Origin of the sequence: Streptomyces sp. NPDC058326 (assembly GCF_042879855.1) — a bacterium.
Lineage (GTDB): Bacteria > Actinomycetota > Actinomycetes > Streptomycetales > Streptomycetaceae > Streptomyces.
In genome coordinates this window covers 174441-195701 of record NZ_JBHVZO010000014.1, presented here as the reverse complement: position 1 = coordinate 195701, position 21261 = coordinate 174441, and the positions used below count along the sequence as shown (strand labels likewise).

Genomic DNA, 21261 nt, shown 5'->3' with positions numbered 1-21261 from the left:
CCTTACGGTGGGTTCCATGAACGTCTTCGGAGTGGACATCGGCGGCTCGGGCATCAAGGGCGCCCCCGTGGACCTGGAGCGCGGCGCGCTCACCGAGGAGCGCCACAAGGTACTGACCCCACAGCCCGCCACACCCGACGGTGTGGCGGGCTGCGTCGCGGAGGTCGTGGCGCACTTCGGCTGGACCGGACCCGTGGGGGTGACCTTCCCCGGAGTGGTCACGGGCTCCACGATCCGTACGGCCGCGAACGTCGATCCGTCATGGATCGGCGTGGACGCCGGCACCCTCCTGAGCGACCGCCTCGGCGGCCTCCCGGTGACCGTCCTGAACGACGCCGACGCGGCCGGGGTCGCGGAGATGACCTACGGCGCGGGCCGGGGCCGCAAGGGCACGGTGATCCTGCTGACCCTCGGCACGGGCATCGGCTCGGCCCTCTTCGTCGACGGCCGTCTCGTCCCGAACACGGAGCTGGGCCACCTGGAGCTGAAGGGCCACGACGCGGAGACCAGGGCGTCGACGAAGGCCAAGGAGGACGAGGACCTCACCTGGGAACACTGGGCGACGCGCCGCCTGCGGAAGTACCTCGCGCACGTCGAGATGCTGTTCTCGCCGGAGCTGTTCATCATCGGTGGCGGGGTGAGCCGGAAGGCGGACAAGTTCCTTCCGCTGATCGAGGGCATCCGGGCGGAGATCGTCCCCGCGGAGCTCCAGAACAACGCGGGGATCGTGGGAGCGGGGATGGCGGCGGGGACGGTGAAGGCGACGCCGTGAGCCGGCGGGGACGTACGCCGAGGCTGACCCGCTGACCCGCTGACCGGGAGGTTCAGGCCACGGGGCGGCGGCGGGGGGAGCCTCCGCCCCTTCCGCCGGGAGCTTCCCCGGCCACCGAGGAGGGGCCGCCCGGTCCCGCGGCCGGACCGTCTGTCATGCGGGCGGCGGGCGGCTGACGCCGGCCCATCTCCCGTACCTTCCGTACGCTCGCGATGAGCCCGGCGACGAGGGTGCCGCCGTACAGCCAGCCGGCGTGCACGGCGAGGGCGGTCACGACCGCCATGGCCTGGCCGCCGAGGCCGCCCGTGCCGCCCGCGATGGGGACGACGCCGACGGCGAAGGCGATGGGGACGCCGATCGGGGCGGTGACGAGGTCGGCCGTACGGACCCACAGCGCGGTCAGGGCGCTGACCAGCAGGAACAGCAGCCCGTACACGATCGGGGAGCCGTCGAGGAGCAACCGGTCGAGGAAGCCGAGCACCAGCATCACGGCGGAGGCGAAGAGCCCGGCGCCGAGACCGGTGAGCCGGGGCGAGGGAAACCGCCGGAGGGCGAGGACGACCGGAGGCACGGGCCGGCCGCCGGGCGCCCGCCCCACCGCCTTCCCGCTCGGCCCCGCCGCCCCCGCCCGCTCGACCCGTGCCCCGCCGGGAAGCCGCCGGGCCCGGCCGGTCACGCGGTACACGGCCGCACCCTCCACGAGCGCGCCGGGCGGCGTCACGGGCGGCGCGACGGGGGTTTGCGGCCGTCGGCGGCCTTGCGGCTGACTTGTCCTGTGCTGCTCCACACCACCAACGTAGGTCGGGAGGGGGCGGGAACCGGGTCCGGGACACGCCCTTTGGGTGACCTTGCCCCCGAGAACGACCGAAGGTCGGCGTCACTGGCCGGTTCGGCCCGCCCGTAAACTGGGGGATCGGCCCCCCGTCCACACTTCAGGAAGTCGCCACCGTGTCGCTCACGATCGGAATCGTCGGTCTGCCGAATGTCGGCAAGTCGACCCTGTTCAACGCCCTGACCAAGAACGACGTGCTGGCGGCCAACTACCCGTTCGCCACGATCGAGCCCAACGTCGGCGTCGTCGGCGTCCCCGACGCCCGCCTCACCAAGCTCGCGGAGATCTTCAACTCCCAGCGCGTCCTCCCGGCGACGGTCGACTTCGTCGACATCGCGGGCATCGTGCGCGGCGCGAGCGAAGGCGAGGGCCTCGGCAACAAGTTCCTCGCGAACATCCGCGAGTCGGACGCGATCTGCCAGGTCATCCGCGCCTTCAAGGACGAGAACGTCGTCCACGTCGACGGCAAGGTCTCGCCGAAGGACGACATCGAGACGATCAACACGGAGCTGATCCTCGCGGACCTCCAGACGATCGAGAAGGTCCTCCCGCGCCTCCAGAAGGAGATGCGGATCAAGAAGGACACGGCGCCGAAGGTCGCCGCGGTCGAGGCGGCCCAGGCGATCCTGGAGAAGGGCGACACCCTCTTCTCGCAGGGCATCGTGCAGGGCTCGGAGAAGGCGGAGCTGCTCCACGACCTCCACCTCCTCACCACCAAGCCCTTCCTCTACGTGTTCAACGTGGACGAGGACGAGCTGACGGACGACGCCTTCAAGGCGGAGCAGAGCGCGCTGGTCGCCCCGGCGGAGGCGATCTTCCTCAACGCGAAGCTGGAGCAGGACCTCGCCGAGCTGGACGAGGAGGACGCCATGGAGCTCCTCCAGTCCGTCGGCGCCGACGAGCCCGGCCTGGCCACCCTCGCCCGCGTCGGCTTCGCCACCCTCGGCCTCCAGACGTACCTGACGGCCGGCCCCAAGGAATCCCGCGCCTGGACGATCAAGCAGGGCGCGACGGCCCCCGAGGCGGCCGGTGTCATCCACACCGACTTCCAGAAGGGCTTCATCAAGGCCGAGGTCATCTCCTTCGCCGACCTCGTCGAAACGGGCTCGGTAGCCGAGGCCCGCGCGGCCGGCAAGGCCCGCATGGAGGGCAAGGAGTACGTCATGCAGGACGGCGACGTGGTGGAGTTCCGCTTCAACGTCTAATACATCCGGCGAAAGGCCGTCTGACCTGCGGCGGAGCGGGTTGGGCGGCCTTTGCGGTCGGCGCAGAGGCCGCAGCGTGCTGGCTTCGGTCAGCGCGCGGGGCTCGCAGGGCACACTATGGCCCCTGACTCCGGTTCGGAGTCAGGGGCCTCGGTTCGGACGCGCTAGGTGAGTGGGTTGTCCTGCCAGGCGCTGAAGTAGCACCTGGGAGTCGACGTGTCGACGCAGGCCACCACCTGAACGCTGGTGATGTAGTAGCCGGCGTCAAAGCCGAGACCGGTCCAGTAGCCGTCGTCCCCGCGGCAGCCGTTGTAGTTGAACCGCTTCACTGTGGAATAGACATAGGTCGAATTGGCCTTCTTGGCCCGGAAGTGGACGTAGACCGGCTCCCCGTCGCACCCGGTGTCCCGCACCGCGGCGTTGCCGTTCTTCCAGCCGCTCCTCGTCCACTCCCAGTTCGCGGATCCGTAGACCCCGGTGCCGGATGCGGTGGCCGAGCCGGTGGCCGCCGAGGCGACTCCGGCGGAGGCCAGCAGCGCCGTCGCGACGGCCGCGGCGACGACCCCCGTGCGCCGCAGAGTGCCGGTGATAGGTCGTTTCATGGTTCCCCCTTGTTCAGTGAAGGCGGCTCGCGGAGAGCCGCCTCTGCCTGACTGAGTACGACGCTAGACGGGCCCCTGCCCGTACGGGATCCCCGGTCCTGGGGGTTTCGCGGGCCGGTGGGATGCGGTAGTGGCCCAGGGTGACGTCTGCGGAACGGAAAGCACGGAACGGCGCGCGCCTGGACCGGGCCCGCGCGCGGATCGAGCGGCTGTGCCAGGAACTGCCCACCGCCATGACGCTGTTCGCCCGGTTGAACGACATCGTTCCGGCGGTGGTCCCGGTCGACGGCGTGTGCGGGCTGACGCTCGACCCCGCCACGCTGCTGCACACCGGGGGCTTCCACGAGAAGGGCGTCCCGCACTCCCACCTGCCGAGGCTGCTGGAGATCGAGCACGGGGAGGAGGACGTCAACCAGCTGCCCGACCTGGTCAGGCGCGGTCGGACCGCCGCCGGACTCTGGCTCGCCACCGGGCACCGGCCGCACCGCAGCCTGCGCTACCGCGATGTGTACGAAGCGGTCGGGATGGGGGACGAGCTGCGGGTGCTGCTGTACGACAACCGGGCCGTGTGGGGTGCGCTGGTCCTGCACCGCGGCGGTGACCGGCCGCCCTTCACCGCGGCCGAGGCAGCGGCCGTGGAGGCGCTCGCCCCCGCCGTCACCCAGGGCTTGCGGCGGGCATACCTGCGGCATGACGCCGCTGTGGCGGGCTCCGAGGCCCCCGGTCCGACGGGCCTGCTGACCTTCGAGCCCGACGGCGGGCTGGACCGGATCACCGCCGGCGGAAGTTGGTGGCTCGACCAGTTGGGCGGGGCGGGGTCGCCGACGGCGGGTGCTCGTATCCCGCAGCCCCTTCTGCACGTGGGCGCGAGGGCGAGGAGGGAAGGCGAGGCGAGCGTACGGGTGCAGGGCCGGTCCGGTCGCTGGCTGACCCTGGTAGCCACCCGCGTGGACCAGGACGGCCGCGTCGCCGTCCTCGTCCAGCCCAGCCATCCCGAGCACACCGTCGGGATCATGATGGAGGCGTACGACCTCACCCCGCGCGAGCAGCAGGTGGCGCAGCTCGTCATCTACGGGCTGACGGACACCGAGATCGCCAAGCGGCTCGTGATCTCCACGCACACCGTCCGTGACCACCTCAAGAAGGTCTTCGACAAGACGGGGACCAACAGCCGGGGCCGCCTCCTCCATGTCCTGTACTTCGCCCACTACCGGCCGGACATCGAGGCCGGGCGTCCGATGGGCACCCGTGGCTGGTTCACCGCCCCCGGTCCGCCCCTGCGCTGACGGCGTGCGGCGGCGCAGACGTACGAGGGCGGGCTGTGTGCGCTCATCTCCTCACCGTCAAGGGCATGTCCAGCCGTTGGCGAAGTCGCATTGGAGATCCGTCCAGCGGCGCTGTTCGGCGGGGATGTGGCTGGGGTAGCCGAGGCGTCCCACGCCCTTGACCCACTCGTCCCAGAGGCCGTCGGGCTCAGTGAAACGGTCGGCGTGGCGGGTACCGAGGAGGGCGTCGAGGCGGAGGAGGGCACCGAGGGCGTCGGGCTGGTCGTAGTGGAGGTCGGTGCGGGGGAGGTAGTGGTCGAGGTAGGCGGTGAGGATCTCGGCGTCGGCGTGGGTGCCGAAGCGGGCCAGGGCGAAGCAGTAGGCGCTGCCGGAGTAGCAGACCTCGCTGGCCAGGAGCAGGTCGCCGATGCGTGCCCGGAACCGGTCGCGGCGGTCGACGCCGATCAGCCAGGCTGCGGTGAGGCGCGAGCGCCATTCGTACCCGAGGAGGGCTTCCAGTTCCTCGTCGGTGATCGCGGCGGCGTCACTGAGGAGGTGTCGGGTGAAGCGGGTGGTGTGCCACCACCGGGGGCCCAGGAACCGCCCGCCGTTCAGTACGAGGTAGCGCGGGAGGCCCCCGTACGTCCGCGTCACGTAGCTCTCGACCACATGGCCGTAGCCGATCTCCTCGGGGTGCTGGGACGGCATCGGTCACCTCTCCGGGTGCAGGTCGGTACGGTCGATCCAGGTGGGGGCGACGAAGATGCTGTCGCCTACGGGGGCTTCAGCGGCTTCCAGCAGGGACCAGAGGATCACCTGGGCGTGGTCGGCGAGGTCGTTGATGACCTCGGTGAAGCGGGCCGAGGGCCGGCCGGGGGCGTCGTACGACGGGCCGGTCGAGTTGTCGAGCTGCCGGATGAGTCTCTCGATGCGGGTCGTCATGGGTGGCCCGGCGCCAGAAGGTGGGGAGCCACCAGCAGAGCATCGAGCGGTCCTCCGGCCACGGGGCGCGGTTCTCGGCTGCGCAGTTCTCTAGGGCAGGAGTCGCTCACCTGCGCAGTCTCGTTGCAGTCCCGTCGGTGTGCCATGGATTTCTCTGCCACGGCACCCCGGCCAGTCCGCAGCCAGTCCGCGGAACACCCGTGAGCGGTCGGCGAGAGCCCACGCATGCCAACGAGGAATCCCAGGTCAGGGCTATGCGCGGGGCTGCGCCGCAGGTCAAGATCTGGCTTCGGGTATGCCGCTTCCCGTGCCGGGATGTGGTGCCCGGTTCGGTGCCCGGAGGGCCGGATACCGTTGGTGCCGCGGGAGATCTGGGGTGCCGAGGCTTCGCATGGGGGTGTTCGGTATTGTGTTCGGATCGAACATCGTCACACTGAGCTACGGCCTCGAACCGTGTATCCGGCTCGTCCGAGAGGGCTGTAGCAGGGAGGGTCTTTGCGTTACCCAGCTGCGGCGCAGTTTCTGCGTAACGCGATACCGGACGTCATCCATGCCTATCAGATGGCGTTGAGGACGGTCCGTAGTCCCTTGGCCATGCGCAAGGAGGCGTGGCCGAAGTGCCGCGACCAGGCGCAGGCGATCGTAGAGGACTGCGTCGCGCGACTGACCGGGGACGGCCCGCTCGAGTCGGCCGAAGCCTGGCGGTACTCGCATCTCGTGGGCACCGACCGTGCCCACCAGGGAATCGCGGTCGCCGAGTCGGTGCGTGCGGTGGAGATCCTGTGGAATGCCATGCAGCCGGCCATCAACGCCGCCGTGCGGCACGAGGCGCCCGCGCGACGGGCCTCCGCGCTGTTGCTGATCAGTACCGCGTTCCGCTCCAGCGCCGGAAGCCGGCTCTACGCGGGCGCCGTCGGCTATGGCGGGGCCACCGCCCGGTCCTCCGACACCCTGCCGAACGATGACGACACCGCAGCCGCGGCGGGCGTCTCCGAGGCGGCGCCGATGCACGCCGGGGTGGGGGTGGCGTTGTCCCGGCGTGAGAAGGAGGTGCTCGAGGGGGTGGCGAAGGCGATGACCAACAGCCAGATAGCCAGCCGGCTCGGCATCACCACGGCGACCGTGAAGCGCCATCTCAACAACATCTACGGCAAGTTGGGCGCCGTCTCCCGCATCGACGCCGTCAACAAGGCCTTCGGGCGGTACTGACACGCGGACCGCCGCACGGGCGACGGTCACGCGGGCCCGTGCAGCAGGAGCGCGAGCAGCATGGTGACGTTCGCCGCGAACTGGGTGCGCATGAACACGCGGTACGCACTGCGGCGGGTCTTCTTGTCCCCGTCGGCGGCCCTGGCCGTACGGATGATCTGCGCCACCATGCAGAGGGCTCCGATCGCCAGGGGGACCGCTCCGGCCAGCGTCAGCGGAGCCCGGACCAGCGCCGCCACCACCCCGCCCGCTCCGACGAGGAGAGCGCCCGCCACCGCGACCGCGCGGGCCCGGGCGGCACCGCAGCGCACGGCCACGGTGCGACGCCCGCCGACAGCGTCTCCTTCGACGTCACCGAGGTCCTTGACGACCGCTCCCACCAGGGCCATCCAGGCGCTCATCACCGTGGCGAAGACCAGTCCGGATGAGTCCAGTTCGCCTCCCACGGCAACGGCACCCGACGCGAACGAGGTCCAGCCGAGTCCGAACACCACCACCGCGCAGGTGCTGCTCCAGCGTTTCGCGGGAAACGGCGGCGCCGAATAGAGCCAGCCCAGCAGCAGAAACAGCGCCACCCACAGGGTGAGGCCGGGGATGTACAGCGACAGCAGGAGGGACCCAGCGGCCGTGACCCCGGTGAGCAACGCGGCCGTCCGCTCCGGCAGATCGCCCCGGGCGATCGGACGGGCGGACCCGTTGGCGCGGTCCTCCTTGACGTCCAGCACACCGTTGACGAGGTAGGCGGCCACCACGGCCAGCCACCAGACGAGGACCCCGGCGGCCAGGTGCGGTACGTCCGCCAGACCCTGGGAGACGAAGGCGGCGCCCACCGTGAACCGCGTGAGGAACACGATCTGAACCACAGGCCGTGCCTCGACCAGGCTCAGACGCGCGTAGCGGAGGCCGCGGAAAAGCGAAACACGAGGCCGCGATTCAGGGAGGAGAACTCTGCCGGAGGTCGATGTCACGGCGTTCAGGGTACGAGGAACGTGTCGTCCCGGGCCGTGACTGCATCCAAGGGTGTACTCAGGGCCTCGCTCTCGCGCCCGCCCGCGTCCTCACCCTCGCGCCTGCCCGCCTCCTCGCCTTCGTCGGCGTCCTCGCATCGGCCCTCGCCTCCGCCCACGCCCTCGTCCTGAGCGCGGTCGCGGGCCCGGTACATCCTTGGGTGCAGTTCCGCCTGCCCGCCGCCCCTGGTTGACATCGTATGGGTCGACCGAGGAAGCAGGAGAGAGTCATAAGTGGCCGGCATCAAAAATGCTCGGCGTGTGACTGCCGATCTGCCAAAGGCCGCCTGAAACCGCTCGCCGGAACACCGCCGGTGGATTCGGGCCGGTTCGGACTGCTCGACCCGGGCGCAGCGGCAACACGTTCACCGCATTCCCGCCGACTGGGTGCTCCCGGTTTTCGATGTAGCTGCCTGCCGACTGCGAAAGCAGCTATCGATGTGCACTGTGACGTGCCGTTCCACTATCGGGAGGTAAGCGAAGTGGATTACCACATGGGTACGGTCACCCTGGGTGGCTCGCTGCCAGATAAATTGGAAGCAATCGCTGACGCCGGCTTTTCCGGTATCGAATTGATGGAATGGGACCTTCAGGGATCCTCGGTGCCCGTCGCCCGAGCCATGGCGGAAGACCTCGGCCTGGAAATCATCAATTATCAGCCGCTCAGGGATTTCGAAGGCGGCCCCAGGGACCAGCTGGTGCCCAGGCTGGACCGGATCGAGCGAATCTTCGACTGTATGGAGCAGTTGAGGACGAGCACGCTGATCCTGTGCAGCAACGTCAGCGACGTCTCGGATCTCGACGACGACGCAGTCGCCGATGACCTGGCGCTCCTGGGAGAAAGGGCGGCGGCCAGAGGGTTTTCGATCGGTTACGAAGCGCTGTCCTGGGGCCTGCGGGTCAATACGTTCCGTCAGGCCTGGAGAATGATCGAGCGCTCCGGCGCCGGAAACATAGGTCTGGTGCTGGACAGCTTTCACACCCTGGCCCTGAACGACCACTTCGATGATCTGTCCGACGTGCCGCCGGATCGCATCGCGCTGATCCAGGTGTCGGATGCTCCCCGCATGGATCTGGATGTGAAGTCCTGGAGCCGGCATCACCGCTGCTTGCCGGGTGAGGGGGATTTCGATGTAGCCGCGTTCCTGGCGCCTGTACTGGCCAATGGTTATGACGGTCCGATTTCGCTTGAGATATTCAACGATCATTACAAGGCGCGGCCTCCTGCGCCGCTGGCGCGACGAGGTATGACCGCCTTGCGCGACGTCACGTCGGCGGCGATGTTGACGGCTCCCCGAGAAGGAAGGCAGTTCCATGAGCACCGAGTATGAAATATTCGACTTCCCGGAGATCCGACCCGGCCCGGAGAAGCCGTTGGTACTCGGCCCGGCGGGCGAGGTCTTCAACTTCGTGCAGACCGGCGAAAGCAACGGCGGCAAGTTCCTGTTCTCCAAGCTGACCGTGCCGCCGCACGTCGGCCCGCCGCCGCACATCCATCACCGCACCGACGAATGGTTCTATGCGCCGAACGGCGGATTCAGCATCTTCGTGGGGCCCAATGAATTTCCTGACCTGGACATCACGCCGGGCGATGGTGCCGACAAGGAAACGGTCGCCATGCTGCCGATGCGCCCGAAGGAACTGCTCTACGTTCCACGCAACTACACGCATGGTTTCGTCAATACGACAAACAGAAACCAGGAGATGTGGTTGGTCTGGTCGCCGGATACGCCGGAGAGTTCCATTCTCCCGTATTTCATGAACGCGGGCAAGGTCGTCACCAGCAAGCAGGACATCACGGAGCCGGATTTCCTGTCCCGCATTCGTCTTGTTTCCATGGCCCGCGACTACGGCATCAATCAGAGCGCGGACTTCTGGGACTTCGTCAAGGACGTCGTGGAAGACAGGCCCGAATGGTTGCCGAGCGACAGTCGCGCGAGGCTGCTCAACCTGTTCCACGATGAAATCGAGGCGCAGGCGTAGTCTCATGGGCATCCACAACAAGTCCTCAATTGCCATCGTCGGCGGTGGATTGGGCGGAGCCGCGACGGCCGTGTTGCTGCAGCGGGCCGGATATTCCGTGGCGGTATTCGAGCAGGCACGTACGTTCGAGCCCGCCGGCGCCGGGATCCATCTGTCGCCCAACGTGATGCGCATCTTGGGCAATGTGGGGATCGATGACGCACTCGTCAGGTCCGGATACCTGCCCGAATCATTTACCAGCCGGAACCTGACGTCGAATTCCGTCAGATGTGCATTGCCGCTCGGTGACCAAGCGAAGGAGGGGTACGGAGCTCCCTATCTCACCGTCGGTCGCGGCGTTCTCCATCGGGAGCTGGTCGACGCCCTGCGGCCGGGCACCGTGCGGTACGACAAGCGACTGGTCTCGCTCGACGATCGCGGCACGGAGGTGCGGATGCACTTCGCCGACGGAAGCACCGCCGAAGCCTCCTGCGTCATCGGTGCCGACGGTCTGGGGTCTCAGGTCCGTGAAGTGATGCACGGCGCCGAACGCCCCAGCTTTTCCGGCCAGATCGCGTACCGGGCGACAGTGCCCGCCCACACCCGAGTCCCTGTCGACAGGCGGTGCATCACCAAGTGGTGGGCCGACGAGAGTTTTGTCATCGGCTACCCGACCGACTCCCGGAGCGATGACTACTACTTCGTCGCCGGCGCGGCTGCTGACACGTGGACGCATCCGCAGTCCTGGGTCGAGGGCGACAAGGACGAGATGCTGGACGCTTTCACCGGCGCATGCGACGAAGTCCTCAGCCTGCTCGATGCGGCTCAGTCCCTGACCAAATGGCCACTCTTCGAGCGCCCGCCGTTGCAGCAATGGGGGCGAGGGCGAATCGCGCTCCTCGGCGACGCCTGTCATCCCATGAGGCCGCACATGGCGCAAGGGGCGGCCATGGCCATCGAGGACGGCGTGCTGCTGCTGCGTTGCCTGGAAGTCGAGGACGAGACCGAGGCCGCGTTCTGGCGTTACGCCGAGAGCCGCAAGCAACGTACCGCTCGGATCCAGGCCGTGTCCGCCGAGAACTCGTGGCTCAAGGATGCCGAAGACCCGGCCTGGGTTTTCAGCTACGACGCGATGAGCGTAGATCTACATGAACTCAGGAGAAATTCCACGTGTACGACACTGACGTCCTGATCGTCGGGAGCGGTCCGGCGGGGTCATCCGCAGGACTGATGCTGAGCACGTACGGCATCGACAACCTCGTGATCACGAAACACCGCTGGCTTGCCGACACTCCGCGTGCGCACTACAAGAACCAACGCACCATGGAGGTCTTCCGAGACCTGAACGTGGCGGACGAGATTCTTGCCAAGGCCTCGCCCAAAGAAGTCATGGGCAATGTGGTCTTCTGCACCAGTCTGGTAGGCGAGGAACTGGGGCGACTGCCCTATGGCGCCAACAGGGCACAACGGCAGAGCGATTACGCGTCGGCCAGCCCGGCCGAACACTGCGACCTGCCGCAGACCCTGCTGGAACCCATCTTGCTGTCCAATGCCGCCGCGCGCGGCAGCCATGTCCGGTTCGACACGCAGTTCCTGCGGCTCGACCAGGACGATCGCGGTGTCACCGCGCAGGTCCTGGACAGGCTGAAGCGCGAGCGTTACGAGATCCGGGCCAAGTACCTGATCGGGGCGGACGGCGGCAACAGTCTCGTAGCGGAGCAGATCGGCCTGCCCATGGAAGGCCACATGGGGCTCGCCGGCAGTATCAGCATCATTCTGCAAGCGGATCTCTCCCACCTCGTGGCACACCGTCCCGGCTATCTGTGGTGGATCATGCAGCCGGGCGCCAACGTCGGGGGCATCGGCATGGGTCTCCTCCGCATGGTCAGGCCGTGGAACGAGTGGCAGATCGTGTGGGGCTACGACATGAGCGCAGGCGAGCCCGATCTCTCCGAAATCGATGCGGTCGGCATCGCCCGTCAACTGATCGGCGACGATTCGGTGGACATCACCGTACGCTCGGTCTCGACGTGGACGGTGAACCAGAAGTACGCCACGAAGTACTCCCGAGGGCGGGTGTTCTGTATGGGCGATGCGGTGCATCGTCATCCACCGTCGAACGGCTTGGGCTCGAACACCTCGATCCAGGACGCCTATAATCTGGCGTGGAAAATGGCGATGGTCTTGAAGGGCCAGGCGACGGACCGACTCCTGGATACGTACGACCAAGAACGCGTGCCGATAGGCAAGCAGATAGTCGAACGCGCGAACAAGAGCATCGAGCAGTTCGGAGGCATTTTTTCCGCACTCGGACTGGACGCGAACCTGGACGCGGAGCAGATGCGCGTCAATATGTCCGGCCTGAAGGAGGCTTCCGCAGCGGGCGCCGAAAAGCGGAAGATGCTGCGCGAGGCCATCGAGCTCAAGTCGTACGAGTTCGCCACGCAAGGCGTCGAACTCAATCAGCGTTATGCGTCACATGCCGTCTGCCCGGACGGTACCGCGCAGCCCGCATGGCAGCGCGACCCTGAGCTGTACTACCAGGCGTCCAGCCGGCCGGGCGCCCGCCTGCCGCATGCGTGGCTCGACCGGCAGGGTACGCAGGTCTCGAGCCTGGACGTGGTGGGCAAGGGAAAGTTCACCCTGCTGACGGGGCTGAACGGGCAGATCTGGCTCCAGGCCGCCAAGCGTCTTTCGGAAGAGCTGAACATCGAGATCGCTGCGCATGTCATCGGCCCCGGACACGCCCTGCAGGATCTCTACGGCGATTGGGCAGACGTTTCGGAAATTCCGGAAGACGGCTGTCTGCTGGTGCGTCCGGACGCGTTCATCGCCTGGCGCAAGGCGGACTCTTCTGCTGCCGTGGACGCGCTGCGCGCAGCCTTGCAGGAGATTCTCGGGCGAGGTTCGGACGGGCGGTGCGACCGGGACGGGCTGATGCGCTCCGGAGGCGAGCGGGCCTCGGCGGCCCCTCCAGACATGGCGATGAACAAGTAGAAGAGGTGCGTATGACTATCCAGACGTCTTTTCAGACGGGGCCCGTTGCGCACGAAGGTCCTGAGAGCCGGGCATCTGCTGCCGGCGACATCCGCAGGATGCAGGAGCTGATCCGCGGGATGGCGGTCACCCAAATGATCGCTGCGGCCTGCGAAGTCGGACTCCCCGACGCGGTGGACGACGACGGAACCTCGCTGAGCTCTCTGTCCGGACGCTTGAAGGTTCACGCAGGCGTCCTGACACGGCTTGCCCGAGCACTGTCGTCCTACGGCATATTCGACGCGGATGCGGACGGCGGAATTCGCCACAGTGAAGCCTCGCGCCTGTTGAGGACCACCACGGCCGGCCCCTCGCTCCACTGGGCTGCGCGATTCTGGGGCATGCCCGGCATCTGGCGGTCCTGGGGAGCGCTGAGCCATTGCGCCGGTACCGGCGAGGAAGCGTTCTCACACGTCAACGGTCAGGACTTCTTTTCCTACATGAACGGAAGCCCTGAAGAGGAAGCGCTCTATCAGCGCTATATGGCGAGCGGGTATCCGGGGCGCTATGCGGCGATCGCCGACGTACTCACGGTGGCCCCTGGCGAACGAGTGATCGACGTGGGCGGGGGAACCGGAACCCTGGCGCGGACGATTCTCGAACGAAATCCGGACGCGCAAGCCGTCGTGTACGACCAGGCCAGCGTAATTTCGGCCCTTCCCGGGGCGCCGGGGGACGACCGGCTGAGCACGTGCGCGGGTAGTTTCTTCGACTCGGTACCCGTGGGAGGAGACATCTACATCCTGTCGTGGATTCTTCACGACTGGCCGGACGAGAAGGCGGAATCCATTCTTCGCAACTGCCGCAAGGCGATGAGCGCCGACGCCCGACTCGTTGTGGTGGATCGCGTTCTGCAGGAGTCTCCGAAGGACTGTGATCCGCTTGATCTGGTGCTGGATCTGCAGATGCTGGTCCTGCATGGAGGGCGTGAGCGCACACTGGACGACTTCACGCGAATCCTGAATGCGGCAGGCTTTTCCGCTCCCCAGGTTCTGTCCGCGCGTCCGGAATTCTCGGTCATCCAAGCATGTGCCGTGTGAACGTCGATTCCCTATCCTGTCGAGAGAGTAATGACCACTGAGAGTGCAACAAGCCGGGCGGCGCAGCTCGGCATGTCACGCGGCCTGACCTTCCTGATGGCTCTGGCCTGCGGCGCGGTCGCGGCCAACATCTATTACGCGCAGCCCTTGGTGGCGTTGATCGGCCCCGATGTGGGCTTGAGCGCGAACGCCTCCAGCCTCGTGGTGACCCTGACCCAGATCGGCTATGGCGTCGGCCTCGTCGTGCTGGTTCCGCTGGGCGACATCTTTGAGAACCGTCGTCTCATCATGGTCACCTTGACGGCATGCATGGCGGCGCTGCTCAGCGCGTCGGTCGCATCGAACGCCGGGCTGTTCCTTGCCACTTCGCTGGTCATCGGCCTGAGCTCGGTCGTGGTGCAGATGCTGGTGCCCTTCGCGGCTCATCTTGCCCCCGAGGAAAGCCGTGGACAGGTCGTCGGCAACGTCATGAGCGGCTTGCTGATGGGAATCCTGCTTGCGCGTCCTGTGGCCGGCATGACGACCGAGCTTCTCGGCTGGCGTGCGGTATTCGCCATCTCCGCCGGCCTGATGCTGGTGCTCGCCGTCATCCTGCGTTCGGTCCTTCCGGAAAGGAAGCCGAACACCTCCGTCCCCTACCTGGCGTTGTTGGGGTCGATGGGTCAACTGCTCGTCCGCACGCCGATCCTGCGGAGGCGGGCGTTCTACCACGCCATGTTGTTCGGGGCGTTCAGTCTGTTCTGGACCGCTGTGCCACTGATCCTGGCGAGCCCGGCGTGCGGTCTGAGCCAAGGCGGAATCGCCCTGTTCTCCCTGGCGGCGGTGCTCGGGGCCTTTGTCGCGCCGGTTGCGGGCCGTATCGCCGACCGCGGTCTGACGAAACCCGCGACGGGCTTCGCGATCCTGACTGTCGTGGCCTGTTTTCTTCTGGTGTTTGCCAGTGGCGGACATGGCGTCGCGGCCCTCTTCGTCGCGGCGCTCCTGCTCGACGTGGGCATTTCGTGCAACCTGGTGCTGGGACAGCGTGCGATCTTCTCGCTGGGGGCGGAGGTACGCAGTCGACTGAACGGCCTCTACATGGCGATTTTCTTCATCGGAGGCGCCGTCGGGTCTGCCGTGGCAAGTTCGGTGTACGCGTCGTACGGGTGGGCGGGTATCGCCTGGTGCGGTATCGCCTTCCCGTTGCTGGCGGGCCTCTACTATCTGACGGAGCTGACGCCACGGCGTCCCGCGCCGACTGGTTGATCCGGAGGCTTTCGCCACACCGTCACCGTGGCCGGCGAACCCCGCCGACGGTGACCCAGAGCCCGGGGGACTGGCATCCCCGCACAACGGGAAGATAGGCTGAGACCTCGCATTCCCGTGGTGTACCGCGAGATTTGCTTGAGCCGTCACGAACGGATTCGCTCTGCTCCGACGTGTGTTCTGACCCCTCGGAGCCGCCGAGCGCGTAGTCGTCACCCGACACCGCTCCTTGCGCGCCATCCTGTAGTACTTCCGGACTTACCGTCCGACTGCTGAATTCTGCGCGCTGCCCTTCGAATCAGTCTTGCGAACGGGCGTCCTCCTCTCATCCCACTCGGGTCAGCAGGCACGCCCAGCATTCGAGCCACGCCAAAAGGAACGAGCAAATGGCCGAACAGATGACAGGTGCTCAAGCTCTGGTCAGGGCTTTGGAGCACGTCGGAGTCGACACCGTGTTCGGATATCCGGGCGGTCATATCCTCCCCGCCTACGATCCGCTCTACGACTCGACCAAGGTCCGCCACGTACTGGTCCGGCACGAGCAGGGCGCCGGACACGCCGCGGAGGGGTATGCCCAGGCCACCGGCAAGGTCGGCGTCTGCATGGCCACCTCAGGGCCGGGCGCCACCAATCTGGTCACGCCGATCGCCGACGCGTACATGGACTCCGTCCCGATGGTCGCCATCACCGGTCAGGTGTCGAGCAGCATGATCGGCACGGACGCCTTCCAGGAAGCCGACATCTGCGGCATCACCCTGCCGATCACCAAGCACAACTTCCTGGTGACCGACGCCGACGACATCGCGCGGACCATCGCGGAAGCCTTCCACATCGCCTCCAGCGGCCGTCCCGGTCCGGTACTGGTCGACATCACCAAGGACGCGTTGCAGGCCGACACCGAGTTCCACTGGGAGCCGACGACGCACCTGCCGGGCTACCGGCCGGTCACCCGGCCGCATGCCAAGCAGATCCAGGAAGCAGCCAAGCTGATCTCCGAGGCCGAGTGCCCTGTGCTGTACGTCGGCGGCGGCGTGCACAAGGCCGGCGCCTCGGCGGAACTGCTCCGCCTGGCAGAGCTGACCGGTATTCCGGTCGTCACCACGCTGATGGCCAGGGGCACCTTCCCCGACAGCCACCCGCTCCACATGGGGATGCCCGGCATGCACGGCAGCGTCTCGGCGGTGGGCGCACTGCAGAAGGCAGACCTGCTCATCGCCCTGGGCGTGCGGTTCGACGACCGGGTCACCGGGCAGCTCTCGTCGTTCGCACCGCGGGCCAAGGTCATCCACGCGGACATCGACCCGGCGGAGATCTCCAAGAATCGGGCGGCGGACGTACCGATCGTGGGTGACTGCAAGGAGGTCATCGGCGCCCTCGTCCACGCGATCGACCGCCCCGGTGACTACGCCGAGTGGCGTGCGCTGCTCGACAGGATGAAGGAGACCTACCCGCTGGGGTACGAGGACTTCGGGGACGGCTCGCTGGCTCCGCAGTATGTCCTGGAAAGGCTCAGCTCCCTCGTCGGGCCGGACGCCCTCTACGTGGCCGGCGTCGGCCAGCACCAGATGTGGGCGTCCCATTTCATCGGCTTCGAGAAGCCCGGCGCCTTCATCACCTCAGGCGGCCTGGGCACGATGGGTTTCGCCGTGCCCGCCGCGATGGGCGCCAAGATGGGGCGGCCGGACACGGTGGTCTGGGCGATCGACGGAGACGGCTGCTTCCAGATGACCAATCAGGAGCTGGCCACCTGCACGATCGAAGGTGTGCCGATCAAGGTCGCGGTCATCAACAACGGCAACCTCGGCATGATCCGCCAGTGGCAGTCGCTCTTCTACGGCCGGCGGTACTCCAACTCCGACCTGCAGACGGCCCGGCGCGTCCCCGACTTCGTGAAGCTGGCGGACGCCTACGGCTGCGTCAGTCTGCGGTGCACACGGCCCGAGGACGTGGACGACACGATCGCCAAGGCGATGGAGATCAACGACGTGCCGGTCGTCATCGACTTCGTGGTCCACGAGGACGCCATGGTCTGGCCCATGGTCCCCGCCGGGACCAGCAACGACGACATCAAGATCGCCCGGGACATGACTCCGAGGTGGGAGAGCGACGACGCATGAGCACACACACCTTGTCGGTCCTCGTCGAGGACAAGCCCAGCGCGCTCACCCGGGTCACCGCCCTCTTCAGCCGGCGCGGCTTCAACATCGACTCCCTCGCCGTCGTCCCGGCCGAGGGGGAGGGCTTCTCCCGGGTCACCCTCGTGGTCGACGCGGACGACACTCCGCTCGAGCAGGTGACCAAGCAACTCGACAAGCTCATCAACGTGCTGAGCGTCACGGAAGTCGGCCATGCGCGGCCGGAGAACGCGTACGAACCCCGGCCGTGGTGACGTACGCCTCAGAAGGGGCCGGCTCCTCCGGGGGCCGGCTCCTCCGGGGGCCGGCCCGGTTGCCCGGGCCACGTGCGGATTCGGACGGCGGTGGCGGGATCGGGGATCTCCGCGCACGGGCGACCCCTCCACCCCACGTATCCTCGACTGCTGGGGAAATGGGGGAGAGGGATCCGGAGGTATACAGGTGGAGTTCCGGCTGCTCGGCTCCGTTGCGCTGGTGACGGAGGACGGGGACGTAGCCTTGGGGCCCGCCAAGCGGTCCAGTCTCCTGGTCATGCTCTTGTTGCGGCCCAACAGTGCCGTGAACGTCAGTCAGTTGATCGACGCGCTGTGGGAGGAGGAGCCGCCCACCCATGCCAAGACCGTGCTCCAGGGGCACGTCTCGCGGCTGCGGGCGCTGCTGGCCGAGCACGGGGCTGAGGCGTACGGGGTCGAGCTGGCCACCCAGGGCTCGGCGTACGTGCTGCGGATGCCCGAGTCGCTGGTGGACGCGCACCGCTTCGAGGAGCTCGTGGGGCTCGCCCAGGTGCAGCGGCGGCCCGCCGACGCGGTGCGGATGCTGCGCGAGGCGCTGTCGTACTGGCAGGGGCCCGCGCTCACCGGAACCGTGCACAGCCGCCCCCTCGAGGCGGCGGCCGGGGGGCTCGAGGAGCTGCGGCTCGCCTCGGTGGAGGCGTTGGCGGAGGCGTACGGGGAACTCGGCGAGCACGGCCGGGCCGCCGCCGTCCTGCGGACCGAAGCCGTCGCGCATCCACTGCGGGAGTCCCTCGCGGCCGCGCTGATGCTGGCCCTCGGCCGTTCGGGACGTCAGTCGGACGCGATCGACTGGTACCACCGCACCCGGCGGCTGCTCGCCGAGGAGCTCGGCGTCGACCCCGGCGAGACGCTCAGCGAGGCCTACGCGACGCTGCTCCGCTCGGCCGGGCCCGCCGCCGTGCCCCGTCCTGTCGTCCCGGCCGAGGTCCCGGCGCCGGAGGGGCTGCCCCGGGCGCCGCGCGGGTTCACCGGGCGGGGGCCCGAGCTGGCCGCGCTCGACCGGGTGGCCCTGGGCGGGGACGGCCCCGTCTGTCTCGTCACGGGGCCGGCCGGTGTCGGCAAGACGGCCTTCGCGGTGCACTGGGCGTACGAGCGGCGCACCGACTTCCCCGACGGGCGGCTTTTCGCCGATCTGCGCGGCTTCAGCGACACCCCGGCGCCCGAGACCGCCGCCGTCCTGCGCGAGTTCCTGCTTGCGCTCGGTGTGCAGCCGCAGCGGATCCCGGAGGCCGTGGAGGCGCGGGGCGCGCTGTTCCGTTCCCTGACCGGCGGCCGCCGGCTGCTCGTGGTCCTCGACAACGCCCGCTCCTCCGAGCAGGTCCGGCCGCTGCTGCCCGGCGGTGACCACTGCACGACGCTCGTCACCAGCCGCGACCGGCTCGGCGGCCTCATCGCCTCCGACGCGGCCCGGCCGGTGCCGCTCGGGCACCTCCCGCCCGCCGACGCTGCGGCCCTTCTCACCACCGTCCTCGGCGAGACGCGGGTCGCCGCCGAACCGGGGGCCGTGGCGCGGCTCGCCGGGCTCTGCGACGGCCTGCCGCTGGCGCTGCGCGTCACGGCGGCCCGCCTCGCCGAGCGGCCGGGGTGGACGCTCGACGCGATGGTCGGTGAACTCGCCGACGAACAGGGCCGCCTGATGCTCCTCGACGTCGAGGACCGGGGCGTCTCCGCCGCGCTGCGGCTCACCGTGCAGCAGCTGCCCGAGTCGGCGGCCCGGCTGTTCCGCGCGATCGGCCTGCACACCGGCTCCGATCTGGACCGGTTCGCGGCGGGCGCGCTCGTCGGGACGTCTCCCGCGCAGGCCTCCGCCGACCTGGACCGGCTCGCCGCGGCGCATCTGCTCACCGAGGCAGTCCCCGGCCGCTGGATGCCGCACGACCTGGTGCGGCTCTACGCGCGCCATCTCGCCCCGGAAGCCGACCCAGAGGGCCTGCCGCGTCTCCTCGACCACTACCTCTACACGGGTCTCGCGGCCGATGCCGCCGCCGAACCGGGCTCCCAGCCCTGCTACTCGCTGCCCGCCGACGCCCGGCGGCCGGCGGCGACGCGGGAGTTCGAGGACCGGACGGCGGCCCTCGACTGGTACGTGGCGGAGCGCCCCGCCCTGGAGGGCGCCGTGGCGGCCGCGGCGGCCCTCGGCCTGCACGACCGGGCCTGGCGGCTCGCCCTGGTCCAGTGGCCGCTGATGCTGATGCGGATCGGGGACGGCTGGACGCCGCTCCTGGAGGCGGGCCTCGCCTCGGCCGAGCACGTGGGTGATCTCGACGCCCAGTCGCGGTCGCGGGCGCTGCTCGGCTGGATCCTGCACGAGGAGGGCCGGGACGCCGAGGCGCTGGTCCATCTGGCGAAGGCGCCCGGTCTCGCGGCGCGGGCGGGCGACACGATCAGCGAGGCCATCGCCTACGTCAACTACGCGGCCGTCCTCGACGCCTCCGGGGAGCACGAGCGCGCGGGACTGCTCATGATCCACGCGGTCTCGCTCGCCGACCGCACGGGTCATCCCTCCACGCAGGCGCTGACCCTCCAGCATCTGGCGGGGCACTGCCTGAAGGCGGGGGACTACGAGGCGGCGCTCGCGCACACCCTTCGCGCCGGAGAACTCGTCGCCCCCGACGCGGTGGTCGTCCAGGCGCAGCTGCAGATCGTCAGGGGCGAGGCGCTGGCCGGTATCGGCCGCCTGGAGGAGGCCACCGACCAGCTGGAACGCGCGATCGTCGCGGCCGACGCGGCCGGGTATCCGGAGGGTTCGGCGCGGGCGGCGGCCCGTCTCTCGCGCCTGTCAGCGGATCGTTAGCGGTACGCAAGCGGGACGGCAGCGCGAGGCGGGAGTCTGGTGACTGCACGGAGTACGTGCATTGACCAAACGAGTCAGACGCGTCGACGGCGCCGACCGCGCCGATCGCGTCCCACGGGGGAGAACCATCATGCGTACGCACAAGTCCACCGTCCTGGCCGCCGCCGCCATCGCCGCCCTCTCGCTGGGACTGACCGCCTGCGGCGGCGGCGACAGCGGTGCCAAGGACGCGGGGAGCGCGAGCGCCTCGCAGGCGGCCGGCGGGACGGCCGACAAGGGCGGGGCCGACGGCGGCGCCGAGGGCTCGGCGGACCAGACCGCGGCGAAGAGCGGTTCGGGCTCCACCGGCGGCTCGACGTCCGGCGGCACCGGAACGTCCGGGTCCACGGCCGGTTCCACGTCCGGATCCTCGGCCGGTACCGCGTCCGGTTCCACGGCCGGCGGCTCCACCACCGGCGGCAAGAGCTCCGCCACGGCTCCCGCCTGCGCCCATGGCGACGTCAAGATCACGGCGGCGAAGGCGGACGAGGTCCCGACCGAGCACATCGTCCTCACCGCCACCAACGTCTCCGGCCGCTCCTGCACCCTCCTGAAGTACCCGCTGATCGCCTTCGGCCCGATCCAGACCGCCAAGGACATCCCGGCCGTCGCGAAGAGCGAGCCGGCCGGCCCGGTCGTCGTGAAGCCGGGTGCGCCCGCGTACGCCAACGTGCGTGTCTCGCTCGGAGGCGTCCACGAGGAGAACAAGGTCGTGAAGCAGTTCAACGTGAACCTCTTCGCCGCCGACGGCCCGGCCGAGGGCAGCGTCATCGTCAAGGCGCCCGCGGGCGGTCTCGCGGTCGACGAGGCCGCCGCGAAGACGGGCTACTGGACGTACGAGCTCCGCAACGGGGCCGACGAGTTCTGATCCGTACGGGATGCG

Annotated in this window: 18 protein-coding genes and 1 pseudogene; 14 read left to right on the top strand and 5 right to left on the bottom strand. The window is 68.6% G+C overall.

Features of this window, described 5'->3' with window-relative positions; all coding sequences use genetic code 11:
* Positions 1-16 precede the first annotated feature (16 nt).
* Positions 17-772, top strand: a complete 756-nt coding sequence (gene ppgK / locus ACFVYX_RS24985) for a polyphosphate--glucose phosphotransferase (RefSeq protein WP_389683688.1) — start codon at positions 17-19, stop codon at positions 770-772.
* 52 nt (positions 773-824) lie between these two features.
* Here the strand turns inward: ppgK and ACFVYX_RS24980 are convergent, their stop codons facing one another.
* Positions 825-1370, bottom strand: coding sequence for a DUF6542 domain-containing protein (locus ACFVYX_RS24980; RefSeq protein WP_389683705.1), 546 nt, complete (start codon positions 1368-1370; stop codon positions 825-827).
* A gap of 350 nt (positions 1371-1720) precedes the next feature.
* Between ACFVYX_RS24980 and ychF the strand changes: the two genes are divergently transcribed.
* On the top strand, positions 1721-2809 hold the full coding sequence (gene ychF, locus ACFVYX_RS24975) for a redox-regulated ATPase YchF (protein ID WP_389683687.1): 1089 nt from the start codon (positions 1721-1723) through the stop codon (positions 2807-2809).
* Between the two features lie 164 nt (positions 2810-2973).
* Here the strand turns inward: ychF and ACFVYX_RS24970 are convergent, their stop codons facing one another.
* Positions 2974-3411, bottom strand: a complete 438-nt coding sequence (locus ACFVYX_RS24970; RefSeq protein ID WP_389683686.1) for a hypothetical protein — start codon at positions 3409-3411, stop codon at positions 2974-2976.
* A gap of 140 nt (positions 3412-3551) precedes the next feature.
* Here ACFVYX_RS24970 and ACFVYX_RS24965 point away from each other — a divergent pair, with 140 nt between their 5' ends.
* Complete coding sequence (locus tag ACFVYX_RS24965) at positions 3552-4697, top strand: LuxR C-terminal-related transcriptional regulator (RefSeq protein WP_389683685.1); 1146 nt, start codon at positions 3552-3554, stop codon at positions 4695-4697.
* A gap of 57 nt (positions 4698-4754) precedes the next feature.
* Here ACFVYX_RS24965 and ACFVYX_RS24960 read toward each other — a convergent pair whose 3' ends face one another.
* Entirely contained in the window at positions 4755-5384 is a 630-nt protein-coding gene (locus tag ACFVYX_RS24960) for a DUF6000 family protein (protein ID WP_389683684.1), read from the bottom strand.
* 3 nt (positions 5385-5387) lie between these two features.
* A complete protein-coding gene (locus ACFVYX_RS24955; protein ID WP_389683683.1) occupies positions 5388-5618 on the bottom strand; it encodes a hypothetical protein in 231 nt (76 codons plus the stop codon).
* A gap of 594 nt (positions 5619-6212) precedes the next feature.
* On the opposite strand from ACFVYX_RS24955, the gene ACFVYX_RS24950 reads away from it, so the two are divergent.
* Positions 6213-6827 carry a LuxR C-terminal-related transcriptional regulator gene (locus tag ACFVYX_RS24950; RefSeq protein WP_389683682.1) on the top strand — a complete coding sequence of 205 codons (615 nt, stop codon included), beginning with the start codon at positions 6213-6215 and terminating at the stop codon, positions 6825-6827.
* A 26-nt stretch (positions 6828-6853) separates the two neighbouring features.
* Here ACFVYX_RS24950 and ACFVYX_RS24945 read toward each other — a convergent pair whose 3' ends face one another.
* Positions 6854-7690, bottom strand: a complete 837-nt coding sequence (locus ACFVYX_RS24945; protein ID WP_389683681.1) for a UbiA prenyltransferase family protein — start codon at positions 7688-7690, stop codon at positions 6854-6856.
* A gap of 638 nt (positions 7691-8328) precedes the next feature.
* On the opposite strand from ACFVYX_RS24945, the gene ACFVYX_RS24940 reads away from it, so the two are divergent.
* The 10 genes and pseudogenes from ACFVYX_RS24940 to ACFVYX_RS24895 all read left to right on the top strand — a co-directional run bounded on the left by ACFVYX_RS24940 (position 8329) and on the right by ACFVYX_RS24895 (position 21246).
* Positions 8329-9165 (top strand): sugar phosphate isomerase/epimerase family protein, encoded by an 837-nt coding sequence (locus ACFVYX_RS24940; RefSeq protein ID WP_389683680.1) that lies wholly within the window; start codon positions 8329-8331, stop codon positions 9163-9165.
* Positions 9149-9817, top strand: a complete 669-nt coding sequence (locus tag ACFVYX_RS24935) for a cupin domain-containing protein (RefSeq protein WP_389683679.1) — start codon at positions 9149-9151, stop codon at positions 9815-9817. The genes ACFVYX_RS24940 and ACFVYX_RS24935 overlap by 17 nt, the downstream gene beginning before the upstream one ends.
* A gap of 4 nt (positions 9818-9821) precedes the next feature.
* Positions 9822-10988, top strand: a complete 1167-nt coding sequence (locus ACFVYX_RS24930) for an FAD-dependent monooxygenase (protein WP_389683678.1) — start codon at positions 9822-9824, stop codon at positions 10986-10988.
* Positions 10967-12793 (top strand): FAD-dependent oxidoreductase, encoded by a 1827-nt coding sequence (locus ACFVYX_RS24925; protein ID WP_389683677.1) that lies wholly within the window; start codon positions 10967-10969, stop codon positions 12791-12793. Before ACFVYX_RS24930 ends, ACFVYX_RS24925 begins: the two co-directional genes overlap by 22 nt.
* Before the next feature lie 11 nt (positions 12794-12804).
* The gene (locus ACFVYX_RS24920) at positions 12805-13872 is read left to right on the top strand and encodes a methyltransferase (RefSeq protein WP_389683675.1); all 1068 of its coding nucleotides are present in this window, start codon (positions 12805-12807) and stop codon (positions 13870-13872) included.
* Positions 13873-13902: 30 nt separating this feature from the next.
* Entirely contained in the window at positions 13903-15117 is a 1215-nt protein-coding gene (locus ACFVYX_RS24915; protein WP_389683674.1) for an MFS transporter, read from the top strand.
* Between the two features lie 386 nt (positions 15118-15503).
* Positions 15504-17234 (top strand): acetolactate synthase large subunit, encoded by a 1731-nt coding sequence (locus tag ACFVYX_RS24910; RefSeq protein WP_389683673.1) that lies wholly within the window; start codon positions 15504-15506, stop codon positions 17232-17234.
* Positions 17231-17461: pseudogene (gene ilvN, locus ACFVYX_RS24905) on the top strand (acetolactate synthase small subunit); the annotation flags it as partial. The gene ACFVYX_RS24910 and the pseudogene ilvN, both read left to right, overlap by 4 nt.
* A 232-nt stretch (positions 17462-17693) precedes the next feature.
* A complete protein-coding gene (locus tag ACFVYX_RS24900) occupies positions 17694-20339 on the top strand; it encodes a BTAD domain-containing putative transcriptional regulator (protein WP_389683672.1) in 2646 nt (881 codons plus the stop codon).
* Between the two features lie 130 nt (positions 20340-20469).
* Positions 20470-21246 (top strand): DUF4232 domain-containing protein, encoded by a 777-nt coding sequence (locus tag ACFVYX_RS24895; protein WP_389683671.1) that lies wholly within the window; start codon positions 20470-20472, stop codon positions 21244-21246.
* Positions 21247-21261: the final 15 nt, after the last annotated feature.